Here is a 15,184-nt window from a genome sequence, read left to right as displayed (position 1 = left end):
CAATGTCCGGGGCCTTTCAATTTCGGTCCAATTAGCCGGAAAAACGGTTCTTGCGGTCGTTGTAGCTGTTGATCGCACCGGCGATCTGGCTGACGAGGTCGCCAGTGCTCTCGGACGGGAAGAACGCTTCGAGAATGGCGCGGGACAAGGGTTTCAGAAGTTCGACATCGTCCGCCGACGCCGCCGAGGGATCGGCGGCAATCCGCTTCGCGAGTTTGTGCATCGACTTGCAGAGCTGAGAAATTCCCTCGTACTGCGTCCCGTCCAACCGCTGGACCGCCTCGCCACTCATCATCGCCAGTCTATCTAGATGCTCCTTGGTATCCTGATCGAACTCCCCGACGCCGAATTTCGGTAAAGCGAGATCGACGAGAAAAGAGATCTGGAACCCGATGCGCCGGAGTTTCTCTTCCTGAATCTGCGTGTTGCTGGCCTCGATCTGTTCCTTGAGAGCGGCCGCGTCCACCTGTTCGCCCTCCTGACGCATCCGCAGCGTGTTCGGCGGCTCGAAAGTTGGAATCTCACTCTTACGCGCGGGATCGCGGCGCCTTTCGGGCCCGACATAATCGCTTGTTGCGATGAAAGGCTTGCGGTCCGTTATCAGTTTCTTGATGCGCTCCAGTAGCTGTCCCGTCGAATAGGGGGCAACCAGTAGATCGTCGACGCCGCTATTGATCGCCTCGCGCACGTTCTCCGGATCATTGGCCCATGTCGTCATGATCACAACGGCGAAAGGGTTGGCGCCCAGATCCCCGTTCCGGATTTCCCGGACGGTCTTGACTGCCGCACCGTCATCTAACTGATGATCGGCAACGATGAGATCCGGGATCCCCTGCTGGGTCCACAGGCGCAGCGCCTCGTCGGAGCGTATCCATTCGGCACTACGATACCCGAGTTCCATCAACTCGGAGCGCACAGGCAGAAGGACCTGCCGATTCAGACCGCAGAGAGCGATGCGGATTTGCGAAAGATCCGCTTTAGAAGCCTCTTTGCTCATAGACCTCCCACTCGGTCCCAGGCCTGCTTACCAAACCGTTTGAGAAGACACAATTTTTCGGCAAAAGACCAGAAATCAGTCCACTAGCGTGCGTTCTGTGTACTTTATGGTGCCAATTCGTCACACTTTTACGGAAAACAGCCGAGAAATTCACCGATGAGTTCGATCTGATGATCGAGCATATGTCTTCCGTAGTGAACCTTTGCCCCTTTCTCAATCGCCGCTTCGAGAAGCTTCGTCCGCTCCGGAATCATGATGATCTCGGCGACCAGCAGGTCCGCTCGCAACAGCGAACCGTCGAGCGGCAGGGGATCTTCAGAATGCAAACCGATCGATGTCGTATTGACCAGGATGTCACATCCGTCCGGATCGGCATCGCCGACACTTACCGGAACCTCCGGGTAAGCAGTTAAGACCGCGGATGCCAATTCCTCCGCTTTCTCGCGCGTCCGGTTATGGATCACCAGGCGCGACACTCCGGCATCGGCAAGAGCGAAGGCGATGGCGCGTCCTGCACCGCCGGCGCCGAGCTGGAGAACGGATCGGCCGCCAACCTCATATCCCTCCGCACGCATGCCGGCGACGAACCCGGCACCGTCAAAATTATCCCCGATCATCCTGCGCCGTGAGTCGAACTTGACCGCATTGACCGCCCCGACCAGCTGTCCCTGCCGCCCGACTTCGTCGCAGAGCTCCATCAGGCAAAGCTTGTGCGGAACGGTTACCGCCATACCGCCGAAATTGAGCTGTGCTTTTAGACCCGCCACGGCTTCCCCGAGGCGGTCCGGCGCGACATGCACCGGAACCATAACGGCATCGATGCCGCGATCCTCGAAGAGCGGATTAAAGACCATGGGAGCGCGCACGTGATCGATCGGATCCGCGATACAACCGTAAACGCGCGTTCTCCCCGTTACGTCGAGGGTTGCTGCCATGGGTTCAGAACTTCACCTGGTCGCCGCCTTTGAGTGCGAGCATCTCGCGGGCCTCCTTCGGTGTGGCCACCTCGAGCGACAGATCCTCGACGATGCGCTTGATCTTCGCCACCTGATCCGCGTTGCTCTCCGCCAGCTTGCCTTTCGAGATGAAGAGACTGTCTTCGAGGCCGACCCGGACATTGCCGCCGAGCATCGCAGCCATGGTGCAGAAATTCATCTGGTGACGTCCGGCCGCCAGCACGGACCATTGGTAATCGTCACCGAACAGCTTGTTGGCGATGCGGCGCATATGCATGAGGTTTTCCTCGTCCGCACCGATACCGCCGAGGATGCCGAAGATCGTCTGCACGAAGAATGGCGGCTTCACCAGACCACGGTCGGCGAAATGCGCCAGCGTGTAGAGATGGCCCACATCGTAGCATTCGAACTCGAAACGCACCCCGTGCCCCTCGCCCAGCTCCTTCAGGATGTACTCGATATCCTTGAACGTGTTGCGGAAGATGAAATCGCGGGAGTTTTCCAGGAACTGCGGCTCCCAGGGATGCTGGAAGTCCTTGATCTTGTCGAGGATCGGGAACAGGCCGAAATTCATCGAGCCCATATTCAGCGAGGTCATCTCCGGGCTGGCGCGAAAAGCCGCTGCGAGCCGCTCTTCCAGAGACATTCCGTGCCCGCCGCCGGTGGTGATGTTCACAACGGCATCGCAGGACTGTTTGATGCGCGGCAGGAACTGCATAAACATGTCCGGATCCGGCGTCGGGCTGCCGTCCTCGGGATTACGCGCATGTAGATGGAGAATGGAGGCGCCGGCCTCGGCGGCGGCGATCGCATCCTTCGCGATCTCGTCCGGCGTCAGCGGCAGATGCGGGCTCATCGTCGGGGTATGAATCGATCCCGTCACCGCGCAGGTAATAATCACTTTGTTGTTTGCCGCGGCCATCGCTTCCTCCAGTTTTTTATCAAGCCGTTGAACCGCTTGCAGGCTACTCCCCACCCCAGCGCTTTAAAAGCGCCGCGGCGGCACGAGAGATTTTTTTCTCACCCGTGCGACGGATTCCGGATCCGCCGTCGTTTGAAAGGTTATCCCGCTCACAAGGAACGGGTTAACGAGACAAAGGATCTGCTCAAATGAAAAAGATGATTGTCGCCGCCCTGCTCGGTACCGCGATTCTGCTGCCGACCGTTGCCGAAAGCCACGGAATGCGCGGCGGCCAAGGCGCGGCCGAGCACAAGGCCGAAATGCTGGAGCGGTTCAAGGAAGCGGACGCCAACGGCGACCAGAAGCTCACCAAGGCCGAAATGTATCAGGCCCGGGGCGCCCGCGCCGCCGCTATCGATACCGATAATGACGGTACGATCAGCGCCGAGGAGATGGACGCTGCCCGAAAGGAAGTCCGCATGAAACGGATGGCGCGCATGCTCGACCGGCTCGACTCCGACGGTGACGGCGTGGTCACGACCGAAGAATATGCCCGCGCCGACTCCTTCATGATGCGGCGTATGGACAGCGATCGGGACGGCGTCGTCACGCTGGAAGAAGTCACCGAGATGCGGGGACCTCATGCCGGAAGGCAGGGCGGCAAATTTGGCGGCTCTTGCGACGGCCGGGGTTACCGGCACTAATAGGCGATCAATCCAACAGGATACCGGAAACACGCATGGCCGAGTCGGATAACGACCTGCTCAGCCTGGTCGCCAACGGCGACCGGGCGGCATTCGACAGGCTTGTGTACCGCCATCGCGGTCCGGCATCCGCGTTCGCGTACCGTATGCTCGGCAACCGTAGCGACGCCGACGAGATCCTGCAGGAGTGTTTCGCCCGAGTATGGAGCAACGCACCACGCTGGAACCCGGACGGCAGTGCGAAATCATGGATCTACAGGATCGTGCACAATCTCTGCATAGACCGGTTGAGAGCCAGACGGCCGACCGTCGATATAGAAGGGCGGGAGTTCGAGGACACGAAACCCAACCCGGAACAGCAACTGGCCAGGAAACGCGCCGAAACGGGTATTCACGACGCCGTCGCCCGGCTTCCCGAACGTCAGAGGATTGCGGTCTCTCTCTTTCACTTGAAAGACATGACCGCCGATGAGGTCGCGAATACGATGGAGATCAGTGTCGACGCACTGGAATCCCTGCTCCGGCGAGCGCGTGCGAAACTGAAGGAGATCGTCCGGGAACAACAACCGGATGCCTATGCCAGAACGGCAGTTGGAGAGCATTGATGACCGAGATGACCATTACCCGCTTCCGGGAGCTCGCCGACGCGTTTGGCGGAAATCTGGAGAGATGGCCGGAGCAAGAGCGCGACGCGGCCCTTGCCCTCCTGTCGAAAACACCGGATCTCTCGCCAGTGTTGCACGCGAGTTCCGAACTCGACGCGCTGCTCGACGGCTTCATGAACGACGCCGAGCTCCACGACACCGGTTTCATGCGCGATCCGATTCTGGAACAGGGTGGCGGGTTCGACATTCGCGGCTTGCTGAACTCGCTCTGGCCGTTCGGAGGACTCTGGCAGCCGGCGGCGGGCCTTGCTGTCGCCAGCCTGGCCGGGTTCCTCGTCGGCGTGAATATCGACGACCTATCCGCTACGGAAGCCTCGACCGCCTACACAGACCAACTGACGATCGTTGAGCGGGCACTCGGTGCCGACGCGCTGGAGATAGACCAATGACCTGGACACGGACCCGTACACTCGCGCTGCTGCTGTTCGTCTCTGTCGCTTTCAACCTCTTTGTCGCCGGCATGTCCGTCGGGCGATGGGACCGGTGGGACTGGCACAGGGGCCCGCATGACGGCCCCCGGCACGGCAAACCGATGTCCAAGATCATCGAGTACACGCTCGGAGACAGCTTGACGCCAGAGATTCGGGAGCGCCTCGAGCGGCATCACGATGCGATGCAGGAGACCTTCAGGGAGTCCCGCGAAAGTCGGCGCGAGATCCGCGACATCCTGATCCAGGAGCCGTTCGACAGGGAGGCCTATCTGGTGGCGCTGGATCGTATGAGTGCGGTACATGACCGGATGCGTGCCGAGACGCACAGTTTCATGATCGAAATCATGGAAGAGCTGACGCCCGAGCAGCGCCGCAAACTTGTCGAGAAGCTCGACCGTAAACGCCGATTTGACGACGACTGAGGTTCAGCGGACCACGTTTCGCCGCACTCTCAGGGCTTCCAGAATAACCGCCTCGACCTGGCTCAGGGGGGCGAACCAGTAAAAAGGCCAGAGCGGCATCTCGTGGCGTTCCCGCTCCAGTTCCCACATCAACCATCTCCGCGCTCGCATGGATCTACTCCTCCGCGTCCGACGAAAACGGGCGGCATCATGATCGATGCCACTCCAATCGGATAGACGCGAGGACGGGACCTTGCGTGAAGTCAGTCGGCTTTGGAGAGCGCGGCCGCGCGGATCGCCGAAAGCGTCGTTTTCGGCGTTATCGCTTCCGGATCGATCTTCACCTCGATCAGGGTCGGCTTGTCGGCGGCAAGCGCCCGTTCGAAAGCCGGCGCGAATTCCGAGGTTTCCAGCACCGTCTCCCCGTTCGCGCCATAGGCGCGGGCAAGCGCGGCAAAGTCCGGGTTCTGCAGCTCGGTATGCTTCACCCGGCCCGGGAATTCCCGTTCCTGATGCATCCGGATGGTGCCGTACATACCGTTATTGATCACGATGACGATCAGTTTTGCGCCATGCTGGATCGCGGTCGCCAGTTCCTGGCCATGCATCATGAAGCAACCGTCGCCGTTCATCGACACGACGACCCGGTCAGGATGGACCAGAGCCGCGGCGACGGCCGCCGGCAGGCCATATCCCATGGACCCGCTGGTCGGCGCGAGCTGGGTGCGGAAGCCACGATACTGATAATAGCGGTGCATCCAGGTAGCGTAATTGCCGGCCCCGTTGGTGATGATCGCATCTTCCGGCAGGGTCTTGTTAAGCCAGGCCGCGATCTCGCCCATCTGCACATCCCCCGGGACCGGAGACGGCTCCAGCGTCGCGAGATAGTCGGCATGGCCCTGGGCGATGTCCTCCGCGCGCGCGCTGCCGTCGACCGGCTCCATGGACGCCAGCGCCGCCGCGAAACTCCGCGGCATGGCGTTGATCAGCAGATCGCCCTGATAGACCCGGCCAAGCTCCTCGGCACTGCCGTGGATATGGACCAGCCCCTGTTTCGGGCGCGGGATATCGAAGAGTGAATACCCGCCGGTGGTCATCTCACCGAGCCGGGTACCGAGCGCAATCACCATGTCGCTTTCGCGCACGCGGGCGGCGAGCGACGGGTCGATGCCGATTCCGACATGGCCGACATAGTTCGAATGGCGGTTGTCGAAATAATCCTGACAGCGGAAAGAGGCACCGACCGGAATCCCGTTGGCGACCGCGAACTGCTCGATCTGCTCGCAGGCAGCCCGGTCCCAGCCCCCGCCGCCGACAATCATCAGCGGCCGTTCGGCTTTCTCCAGCATGGAGCGGAAGTCCGCCATCTGCTGCGGGCCCGGATGAGGCTCGACCGGTACATACGGCGCGATCTCCGCCGCCTCCGCATAGTCCATCAGCATGTCTTCCGGCAGCGCCAGAACCACGGGGCCCGGACGGCCTGACACGGCGGTGTGGAAAGCCCGGCTGATATATTCCGGAATGCGGGCCGCGTCGTCGATCTGGGCCACCCATTTCGCCATCTGGCCGAACATCCGGCGGTAATCGATTTCCTGAAACGCCTCGCGCTCGACCATCCAGCGCGCGACCTGGCCGACCAGCAGCACCATCGGCGTCGAATCCTGGAAGGCGACATGCACGCCAGCACTCGCATTGGTCGCCCCCGGACCGCGGGTCACCATGCAGACGCCGGGGCGGCCGGTCAGCTTGCCGTAGGCGTCCGCCATCATCGCCGCGCCGCCTTCCTGGCGACACATCACGGTACGGATCCCGTTCCGTTCCTGCAGACCGTCGATCACCGCGAGATAGCTCTCGCCCGGCACACCAAAGACGAGATCGACCCCCTCGGTCACCAGTGCATCGACAAGAATATGGCCGCCGAGGCGGCTGGCACCGGAACCGTTACTTGAGGGAGAGGAGCTCATCGACATAACTCTTATAGCGTTGTGATTTCGGTTTTTGCCGGTCCGCTTCGTTCAGATAGCGGATCGAGCTTTTGCCCTTCAGATCCTTGGGCAGCAGGAGCACGCGGATGAAGGTCGTGCATTCCTCGGTGCAGGCATTGGCCCAGACCGCCTCGCCGCCCGGTTCGAACCAGGCGTCGCCGGGGTAATAATCCTGCGACTTGGTGTCCGTCGAGAGCGTCAGCTTTCCGTTCCGCATGCAGCGGATGCCCGGACCGATATGGGTGTGAGGGACTGCCGTGCCGCCGGTCGGAAACAGGACGCTGTCGCAGCGGATCAGCCAGTCCTCAAGCTTCTCGACATTCGGCACCGGGTTGCCCACCACGAGTTCGCTGCGGATCCCCTCGCCGAGATCGAGATCGGGATCTGCAGCGGATTCGCCGACTTCCCAGCGCCAGAGTTCTCCGCCTTCCGTTCCGGCCCGCAGCGCATAGCCCGTACGCATGTACAGAGCCTCGTCTGGCCTCAATGCGGCTCCCCCCTCGAAAGCGAGGTCGCCGGAATTGCAATACAGAATCCGGAACGCGTCAGGCAGGCTCTTGGACACGGCATGTGGAGAGAAAACGTCTTTGACGAGACGCAATACGTAGGTGGATGTCGCCATCGGTCCCATCGGCAGGTCTGCTGCCCGCCTCCCTTGAATCGTCCCGCTTCACGCGGGTTACAAAGACGCTACTACCTCGCCCGTGGCGCTTCCGAGGTCAAGGATCGCTTTGCGATCAGTTTCTTTCGAATCCGTGACGAACAATCGTTCCAGCAAAGGAATCAGCTCTCGAACACGAGCTGGAAACGATCCGCCGCATATCTTGCAAGTCCATACTCGATCGGCGCGCCGTCTGGCGTGACGTTGATGGACTCGACCATAAGGACCGGGCGGTTGCGCGGTTGCTGAAGGCATTCGGCGTCCTGGGCATCGGGCATCGACGCCGTCACTCGCGTGACCTTTCGGGTATATTCCCCATGGCCAAGGTGGGTCAGGGTCCGGGTGATCGAGTCCAGCTCTTCGTAAATCCCCGCGAAACCTGGCACACGGGATGCCGGAAAATAATGACTCCCGACCGAGATCGGCCGACCGTCGACCTCGCCGATCCGGTCAAGCCGGATAAGCTCGCTTCCTTCCGGCAATTCGAGCTGTTTCAGGATCGATGGATCCCCTTCCACGGTCTCGACCAACAGGGTTCGCCCACCCGGTGTTCTTTTTTGGCGCAGGACGTTATCCGAAAACCGGGTCTTCTTCGCGACGAGATAGTCCAGGACATGCTCCTGAACGAAACTCCCCCGTCCCTGCTCGACCCGGATCACTCCGTCCTCGGCAAGCTCAGCGACCGCTCGTCGCAAGGTATGCCGGTTCACCCCGTAACGTTCCGACAGCTCGGCTTCCGTCGGCAATTTGCTTCCCGGGGCGAATTGGCCCGAGCGGATGGCGTTTGAAATGTCGGTCGCAATCTGGCGCCACAAAGCCTGACCACTTTTTCGTTCGATCACGCGGCACTCCCCCGAGAGTCATCAAAATTTCACCGGCCGTGCCATTGCGCGGACCGACCGGGAGGTCTATAACATTAAAAGATATAGACATCTAGACAAATATTCGATTTGTCGAACGAGAGGCCCAGATGGACAGGCAGCCCCCCGCCACCCCGACAGCACCCCGCAAGCGATGGATGTCAATCCTCGCAAAAGCTTCCTATGACGACTTGAACAGCCTCTGGCAGAACCTGCCCGATAAGCCCGAATGGAGCCGCATCCGCGCGCCCGAAATCGGCATGGTGATGGTTCGGGGACGCATGGGCGGAACCGGCAACCGGTTTAACGCGGGCGAAATGACCGTGACGCGCTGCACGGTCGGGCTGAAATCCGGGGTTATCGGACACGGCTATGTTTCCGGACGCAACAAGGACCATGCGGAAATCGCCGCAGTAATAGATGCACTGATGCAGCACGAGGAGCGAGCAGAGACCGTCGAGCACTCCATCATCAAACCGCTCGAACTCCGCCACCAGCAAAGCCGGCTCGCAGAAAGCCGAAAGGCGGCAGCGACCAAGGTCGAGTTCTTCACTGTCGCGCGGGAGAACTGACCCAATGCCGAACGCAAACCTTTCCCAGCCCACCGCACTCACACCCGGGTTCCCCGATGTCGTCGCGGACTCTCAGAACGTCTTTCGCCGGCTCCTCGAAGCCATGTCGCGGCCCGGCAAGCCACAGACAATTGAAATTGACATAGACGGGCCGGCTACCCTGGATCTCGCGGCAACGGCCATTGCCCTCGCTCTCGTGGACTACGAGACGCCGCTCTACCTCTCGCCCGCGCTCTCTACCGAAGCATCTCGGGCCTATTTGAAATTCCATTGCGGCACGCAGATCACAACCGAGAGCAAGGACGCGACTTTCGCCATCCTCGACGGCGCGCCCGACGACCTCTCGGCCTTCAATTCAGGTACCGACGAGTATCCGGAAAACGGCGCGACACTGCTCATCCAGATTGAAACCATCTCGGACGACGGCCCCCTCGTCCTGACCGGCCCGGGCATCAAGGATCAGGCTCGTCTCGGCCTTTCCGACGTCCCGGACAGTTTCTGGGCGGCACGGGAGGCAAAGCAGCGCTACTTCCCGCGCGGCATCGACCTCGTCTTCGTTTCCGGTGCCTCCATGGTCGCGATCCCGCGCACCACGACCGTCAGCCTCACGGCAGGAAAGGAATAGTGCCATGTATGTAGCTGTCAAAGGCGGCGACAAGGCCATCGAGAACTCGCTGCACTATCTTGCCGACGTCCGCCGTGGCGACCGGCGCGTTCCCGAACTCACGATCGCGCAGATCCGCGAACAGCTGCCTCTGGCCGTCGACCGCGTGATGACCGAGGGCTCGCTCTATGACCCCGATCTGGCGGCCCTCGCCGTCAAGCAGGCCAATGGCGACATCCAAGAAGCCGTGTTCCTACTCCGCGCCTACAGAACCACCCTGCCCCGCTTCGGAGCGTCTTTACCGATAGACACTGGAAAAATGCACATCCGACGACGCATCTCCGCGACCTACAAGGATCTGCCGGGTGGCCAGATCCTCGGCCCGAGCTTCGACTACACGCATCGCCTGCTCGACTTCACTCTTGCCGCGAACGGCGAAACCGGCGAGGCGCCGAAAGCCGACGAACCGGTAGCCGACGGCATGCCGCGGGTCGCGGATATCCTGGACCACGAAGGCCTGATAGAGCTTGAGATCCCGGACGACGAGGATGCGCCGGTTTCCGACCTGACCCGGGAATCGATGTCGTTCCCCGCCGATCGAGCGACGCGGCTTCAGAACCTCGCCCGCGGCGACGAAGGCTTCCTTCTTGCGCTCGGATATTCGACCCAGCGCGGCTTCGGCAACAATCACCCCTTCGCCGGCGAAATACGCATGGGCGAGCTGGCCGTCTCGTTTGTCCCTGAAGAACTCGGCTTCGAGATCGAAATCGGCGAGATCACCGTTACCGAATGCCAGATGGTGAATCAGTTCAAGGGCTCAGCGAAGGTTCCTCCGCAGTTTACCCGAGGCTATGGGCTGACCTTCGGCCATTGCGAACGCAAGGCCATGTCCATGGCTCTGGTGGATCGGGCACTCCGGGCACGCGAGTTCGGCGAGGAGATCACGGCGCCGGCGCAGGACGAGGAATTCGTGCTCTATCACTCCGACAATGTCGAGGCCTCCGGCTTCGTCCAGCACCTGAAGCTTCCCCACTATGTCGATTTCCAGGGCGAACTGGTGACGGTCCGGGAGCTCAGGGCCGAAATAGAAGCGAGCGAAAACCATAACCAAAGCGAAGACGACGAACTGGCCGCGGCCGAGTAGGACGACAACATGAGCACCACTCAAGAAAATCAGCCCTGGCAGGCGCCCGAACACGACAAGCCGGTCGCGCAGGTCGAGGGATACAACTTCGCCTACCTTGACGAACAGACGAAGCGGATGATCCGCCGCGCCATTCTGAAAGGCGTCGCGATCCCGGGATATCAGGTTCCGTTCGGCAGCCGGGAAATGCCGCTGCCCTATGGCTGGGGCACCGGCGGCATGCAGGTGACGGCGGCGGTGATCGGAGAGGACGACACCCTGAAGGTCATCGACCAGGGAGCCGACGACACCACCAACGCGGTGAACATCCGCCGCTTCTTCGCCAAGACCGCCGGCGTCGAGACGACGGAAAAGACCTCGGACGCGACTGTCATCCAGACCCGGCACCGGATCCCGGAGAAGCCGCTGACCGAGGAACAAATCCTGGTCTATCAGGTGCCGATCCCGGAACCGCTCCGCTGGGTCGAACCGCGCGAGACCGAGACGCGCAAGATGCATGCGCTCGAGGAATATGGCGTCATGCATGTCAGCCTTTACGAGAGCATTGCGCGGTACGGCCGCATCACCACGGCCTACAATTACCCGGTGCTGGTCAACGGCCGCTACATCATGGCTCCGAGCCCGATCCCGAAATTCGACAATCCGAAAATGCACCAGATGGCCGCGCTCCAGCTCTTTGGCGCCGGTCGCGAGAAGCGGATCTATGCCGTCCCGCCCTATACGGACGTGAAAAGCCTCGATTTCGAGGATCATCCGTTCACCATCCAGTCCTGGGACGACACCTGCGCGCTCTGTGGCGCGGATGACAGCTATCTCGACGAGGTCATCACCGACGATGCGGGCGGCAAGATGTTTGTCTGCTCGGACAGCGATTACTGTGCCGAACGGCGCGAAGCCGGCCATGTCGGCCACCTGGGCGTGACGCCTGAAAAGTCCGGCGAAGATGAAATCAAGGGAGCGGCAGAATGACGGCGCGGCGAGATAACGGCCCCCTCCTCGAAGTTGAAGGCGTCACCCAGAAATACGGCCAGAATATCGGCTGTGAGGACGTCCATTTCTCGCTCTATCCCGGCGAAGTGCTCGGCATCGTGGGCGAGTCCGGCTCCGGAAAATCCACCCTGCTCCGCTGCGCCTCAGGGCTGATGCAGCCGACAGGCGGCACTGTCCGCTTCAATACCCGGGTGGACGGCCTGCAGGATATCTATGCGCTCTCGGAAGCCGAGCGCCGCATGCTGATGCGGACCGATTGGGGCATCATCTATCAAAGCGCCCGTGACGGTCTGCGCATGAACGTTTCGGCAGGCGCAAACGTCGGCGAACGCTTGATGGCGGTCGGCGACCGAAACTATGCGTCGATCCGAGAGACTTCGTGCGAGTGGCTGGAAAAGGTCGAGATGGATCTCGGACGGATGGACGATCTGCCCCGGACCTTCTCAGGCGGCATGCAGCAGCGCCTGCAAATCGCCCGGAACCTCGTAACCAAGCCGCGTCTCGTCTTCATGGACGAGCCGACCAGCGGACTAGACGTCTCGGTACAGGCACGCCTTCTAGACCTGGTGCGCGGCCTTGTCCGCCAGCTCGGCATCGCCTGCATCATCGTCACCCACGATCTCGGCGTCGTCCGCCTGCTGTCCGACCGGCTGATGGTGATGCGCAAGGGACGGGTCGTCGAGCAAGGCCTTACGGACCAGGTCCTCGACGATCCGCAGCATGCCTATACCCAGCTCCTTGTCTCCTCGATCCTGCCCGTGTGAGCCCGATATGACCGACACTTCCAACGAAATGATTCATGTCGAAAACCTGGTGAAGAGCTTCACGCTGCACAATCAGGGCGGCGTCACGCTTACGGTGCTCGAGAATGTCTCCTTCTCTGTCGAACGCGGCGAATGCATCATTCTCGCCGGTCCGTCCGGCTCCGGGAAATCCACCCTGTTGCGGTCGCTCTATGCGAATTACCTGCCGCAGTCCGGCAAGGTGGAAGTTCGCCACGACGACGAGCTTCTCGATCTGGTGACGGCACCGCCCCATGTCGTGCTCGACATCCGGGCCCGCACGCTCGGCTATGTCAGCCAGTTTCTCCGGGTGATCCCGCGGGTCAGTACGCTCGATCTTGTTATGGAACCGCTGCTCGCGCGCGGTATGGACGAGAGGGGCGCTCGGGAAAAAGCCGCGACGCTGCTGACCCGCTTGCGCATCCCCGAGAGTCTCTGGTCGTTGCCGCCCGCGACGTTCTCCGGCGGTGAGCAACAGCGGGTCAATATCGCGATGACCCTCATTCTCGACTATCCGGTCCTGTTGTTGGACGAGCCGACCGCGTCGCTCGACGCCGAGAACCGCCAGACTGTTGTCGACCTTATCAACGAGGCCCGCGAGGGCGGCGCCGCGATTGTCGGGATATTCCATGACAGCCAGGTCCGCGAGGCCGTGGGGACCCGGACCTATACCCTGGAAGAAGCGAGGAAAGCCGCGTGAGCAAGACCGAAACGCCGGATGCCGTCCTGACCAATGCCCGGATCATCCTGCCGGAAGGAGAGGTCCGGGGCACGGTGACGGTTCGCGGGGACAAGATCGAGGATATCTCGGAAGGCCCCGTCTCCCTCCCCGGAGCAATCGATTACGAAGGCGATTTCCTGATCGCGGGCCTGGTCGAACTCCACACCGATAATCTTGAGAAACACCTGATCCCGCGCCCGAAAGTACATTGGCCGGTGGTCTCGGCCCTGATGGCGCACGATGCGCAGGTTGCGGCAGCCGGAATCACGACGGTGCTCGACGCCGTCGCCGTCGGCGGGACCGTGAAAGATGATGCCCGGGACGAAATCCTAGTGGAGTCCGCCGCGGCGATCCACGAGGCCAGCGAGAATGACATGCTCCGCGCCAACCACTTCCTCCACATGCGGTGCGAAGTCGGCAATCCCCGCGCGGTAGCCCTGTTCGAGCCGTTCCAGGACGACCCGCTCGTACGCCTCGTCTCGCTAATGGACCATACCCCAGGCCAGCGCCAGTTCGTCGATATCGAGAAATTGCGGGTCTACTATCTCGGCAAGCAAGCCATGAGCGACGCCGAATTCGACGAGATGATCGAGGACCGCAAGAAGAACCAGGTTCTCTATTCGGACAAACACCGGCGGACCATCGCCGCAGCTTGTGTCGCACGAAACATTGTCACCGCAAGCCATGACGATGCGACGGAAGAGCATGTCGACGAGGCGCACGAGCTCGGCCTCACCATCAGCGAGTTCCCGACGACACTCGAGGCGGCCAAGCACGCCCGCAAGAAAGGCCTCGCCAATATCATGGGCGGGCCGAACGTGGTCCGGGGAGGCTCCCATTCCGGCAATGTCTCGGCCGGGGAACTTGCTGAAGCGGGTGTGCTCGACGCACTCTCTTCCGATTACGTGCCCGCGAGCCTGCTGCACGGCGCGTTCCTGCTTAACGAAAAACACGGAGTCCCGCTCCCGGAAGCCATCGCGACCGTGACCCGCAACCCCGCCCGCATGGTCGGCCTCGATGACCGCGGCGAGATTGCCCCCGGCAAGCGCGCTGACATTGTCCGCGTCCGTCAGGCCAAGGACGGCACCCCCGTCATCCGGAAAGTCATGCGCTCCGGTCTGCGCGTCGCGTAGTTCCGCCTGTCTGAAAGTGAGTGAGTGAAATGGGCCAGAAGAAACTCTCCCCAATGCCGAGCGTGCACGAGACCGCAACGGTCCGCGATTCCGAGCTCGGTTCCTGGACGGAGGTCGGCGCCCGCACCTCCGTGATCGAAACGGAGATGGGGGACTATTCCTATGTCGTGAATGACAGCGACATCATCTACGCGACAATAGGAAAATTCTGCTCCATCGCGTCGCATACGCGGATTAATCCCGGCAATCATCCGAGTTGGCGCGCTTCTCAGCATCATTTCCTCTATCGCAGCGAGGCCTACGATATGGGGCCTGACGACGCGGCATTCTTCGATTGGCGCCGTCAGCATCACTGCACCATCGGGCACGATGTCTGGATCGGGCATGGCGCGACCATTCTCGCCGGCGTCAATGTGGGCACGGGGGCGGTCGTCGCCGCGGGCGCGGTCGTCAGCAAGGATGTCGCCCCCTATACGATCGTGGGCGGCGTCCCGTCGAAGGAGATCAAGCGCCGGGTCGACGAAAAAACGGCGGAAGGCCTTATCGACCTAGCATGGTGGGATTGGCCGCACGACCTCCTGGCCGAGCGAATGGGTGATTTTCGCGCCCTTTCGGCGGCCGACTTTCTCGCGAAATACCGGTAACTATCCGGCACGATTGCCGGACATTCTCCGCCG

19 protein-coding genes are annotated in these 15,184 nt (G+C 61.5%); 12 read left to right on the top strand and 7 right to left on the bottom strand.

Annotated features, from left to right (window positions below):
* Nucleotides 1-31 precede the first annotated feature (31 nt).
* From NUH88_RS21860 to kce, 3 genes are all read right to left on the bottom strand, one after another.
* The gene (locus tag NUH88_RS21860) at nt 32-997 is read right to left on the bottom strand and encodes a response regulator (protein WP_257768993.1); all 966 of its coding nucleotides are present in this window, start codon (nt 995-997) and stop codon (nt 32-34) included.
* 128 nt (nt 998-1,125) lie between these two features.
* Entirely contained in the window at nt 1,126-1,932 is an 807-nt protein-coding gene (locus NUH88_RS21855; RefSeq protein ID WP_257768991.1) for a shikimate dehydrogenase family protein, read from the bottom strand.
* Between the two features lie 4 nt (nt 1,933-1,936).
* A complete protein-coding gene (kce, locus tag NUH88_RS21850; protein ID WP_257768989.1) occupies nt 1,937-2,875 on the bottom strand; it encodes a 3,5-dioxohexanoate:acetyl-CoA acetone transferase in 939 nt (312 codons plus the stop codon).
* 188 nt (nt 2,876-3,063) lie between these two features.
* On the opposite strand from kce, the gene NUH88_RS21845 reads away from it, so the two are divergent.
* From NUH88_RS21845 to NUH88_RS21830, 4 genes are read left to right on the top strand one after another with little or no spacing between them, the layout of a single operon-like run.
* Nucleotides 3,064-3,558, top strand: a complete 495-nt coding sequence (locus NUH88_RS21845) for an EF-hand domain-containing protein (RefSeq protein WP_257768988.1) — start codon at nt 3,064-3,066, stop codon at nt 3,556-3,558.
* Between the two features lie 35 nt (nt 3,559-3,593).
* Nucleotides 3,594-4,163: a sigma-70 family RNA polymerase sigma factor gene (locus NUH88_RS21840; RefSeq protein ID WP_257768986.1), complete on the top strand. Its 570-nt coding sequence runs from the start codon at nt 3,594-3,596 to the stop codon at nt 4,161-4,163.
* Nucleotides 4,163-4,612 carry a hypothetical protein gene (locus tag NUH88_RS21835; RefSeq protein ID WP_257768984.1) on the top strand — a complete coding sequence of 150 codons (450 nt, stop codon included), beginning with the start codon at nt 4,163-4,165 and terminating at the stop codon, nt 4,610-4,612. The genes NUH88_RS21840 and NUH88_RS21835 overlap by 1 nt, the downstream gene beginning before the upstream one ends.
* Nucleotides 4,609-5,076 (top strand): periplasmic heavy metal sensor, encoded by a 468-nt coding sequence (locus NUH88_RS21830; RefSeq protein ID WP_257768982.1) that lies wholly within the window; start codon nt 4,609-4,611, stop codon nt 5,074-5,076. The genes NUH88_RS21835 and NUH88_RS21830 overlap by 4 nt, the downstream gene beginning before the upstream one ends.
* Before the next feature lie 3 nt (nt 5,077-5,079).
* On the opposite strand, the gene NUH88_RS21825 is transcribed toward NUH88_RS21830, so the two are convergent.
* The 4 genes from NUH88_RS21825 to phnF all read right to left on the bottom strand — a co-directional run bounded on the left by NUH88_RS21825 (nt 5,080) and on the right by phnF (nt 8,543).
* Nucleotides 5,080-5,226: a hypothetical protein gene (locus NUH88_RS21825; RefSeq protein ID WP_257768980.1), complete on the bottom strand. Its 147-nt coding sequence runs from the start codon at nt 5,224-5,226 to the stop codon at nt 5,080-5,082.
* Between the two features lie 92 nt (nt 5,227-5,318).
* A complete protein-coding gene (locus NUH88_RS21820; RefSeq protein WP_257768978.1) occupies nt 5,319-7,019 on the bottom strand; it encodes a thiamine pyrophosphate-binding protein in 1,701 nt (566 codons plus the stop codon).
* On the bottom strand, nt 6,997-7,662 hold the full coding sequence (locus NUH88_RS21815) for a cupin domain-containing protein (RefSeq protein ID WP_257768976.1): 666 nt from the start codon (nt 7,660-7,662) through the stop codon (nt 6,997-6,999). Before NUH88_RS21815 ends, NUH88_RS21820 begins: the two co-directional genes overlap by 23 nt.
* Before the next feature lie 161 nt (nt 7,663-7,823).
* Nucleotides 7,824-8,543, bottom strand: coding sequence for a phosphonate metabolism transcriptional regulator PhnF (gene phnF, locus NUH88_RS21810; RefSeq protein ID WP_257768974.1), 720 nt, complete (start codon nt 8,541-8,543; stop codon nt 7,824-7,826).
* 176 nt (nt 8,544-8,719) lie between these two features.
* Between phnF and phnG the strand changes: the two genes are divergently transcribed.
* Genes phnG through NUH88_RS21770 form a run of 8 tightly spaced genes read left to right on the top strand, consistent with a single transcriptional unit; the run spans nt 8,720 to nt 15,151 of the window.
* A complete protein-coding gene (gene phnG, locus NUH88_RS21805; RefSeq protein ID WP_372743531.1) occupies nt 8,720-9,133 on the top strand; it encodes a phosphonate C-P lyase system protein PhnG in 414 nt (137 codons plus the stop codon).
* Between the two features lie 4 nt (nt 9,134-9,137).
* The gene (gene phnH, locus NUH88_RS21800; RefSeq protein ID WP_257768970.1) at nt 9,138-9,758 is read left to right on the top strand and encodes a phosphonate C-P lyase system protein PhnH; all 621 of its coding nucleotides are present in this window, start codon (nt 9,138-9,140) and stop codon (nt 9,756-9,758) included.
* A 4-nt stretch (nt 9,759-9,762) separates the two neighbouring features.
* A complete protein-coding gene (locus tag NUH88_RS21795; RefSeq protein WP_257768968.1) occupies nt 9,763-10,881 on the top strand; it encodes a carbon-phosphorus lyase complex subunit in 1,119 nt (372 codons plus the stop codon).
* A gap of 9 nt (nt 10,882-10,890) precedes the next feature.
* Nucleotides 10,891-11,850, top strand: a complete 960-nt coding sequence (locus NUH88_RS21790) for an alpha-D-ribose 1-methylphosphonate 5-phosphate C-P-lyase PhnJ (protein ID WP_257768966.1) — start codon at nt 10,891-10,893, stop codon at nt 11,848-11,850.
* Nucleotides 11,847-12,635 carry a phosphonate C-P lyase system protein PhnK gene (gene phnK / locus NUH88_RS21785; RefSeq protein WP_257768964.1) on the top strand — a complete coding sequence of 263 codons (789 nt, stop codon included), beginning with the start codon at nt 11,847-11,849 and terminating at the stop codon, nt 12,633-12,635. The genes NUH88_RS21790 and phnK overlap by 4 nt, the downstream gene beginning before the upstream one ends.
* A gap of 7 nt (nt 12,636-12,642) precedes the next feature.
* Nucleotides 12,643-13,353, top strand: coding sequence for a phosphonate C-P lyase system protein PhnL (gene phnL / locus NUH88_RS21780; protein WP_257768962.1), 711 nt, complete (start codon nt 12,643-12,645; stop codon nt 13,351-13,353).
* Entirely contained in the window at nt 13,350-14,507 is a 1,158-nt protein-coding gene (locus NUH88_RS21775; RefSeq protein ID WP_257768960.1) for an alpha-D-ribose 1-methylphosphonate 5-triphosphate diphosphatase, read from the top strand. Before phnL ends, NUH88_RS21775 begins: the two co-directional genes overlap by 4 nt.
* A gap of 29 nt (nt 14,508-14,536) precedes the next feature.
* Nucleotides 14,537-15,151, top strand: coding sequence for an LbetaH domain-containing protein (locus tag NUH88_RS21770; RefSeq protein WP_257768958.1), 615 nt, complete (start codon nt 14,537-14,539; stop codon nt 15,149-15,151).
* Nucleotides 15,152-15,184: the final 33 nt, after the last annotated feature.

The sequence above is a fragment of the Nisaea acidiphila genome, assembly GCF_024662015.1.
GTDB lineage: Bacteria > Pseudomonadota > Alphaproteobacteria > Thalassobaculales > Thalassobaculaceae > Nisaea > Nisaea acidiphila.
The sequence above is the reverse complement of the archived record's forward strand: the minus strand, read 5'-3'. Positions and strand labels throughout refer to the sequence as shown.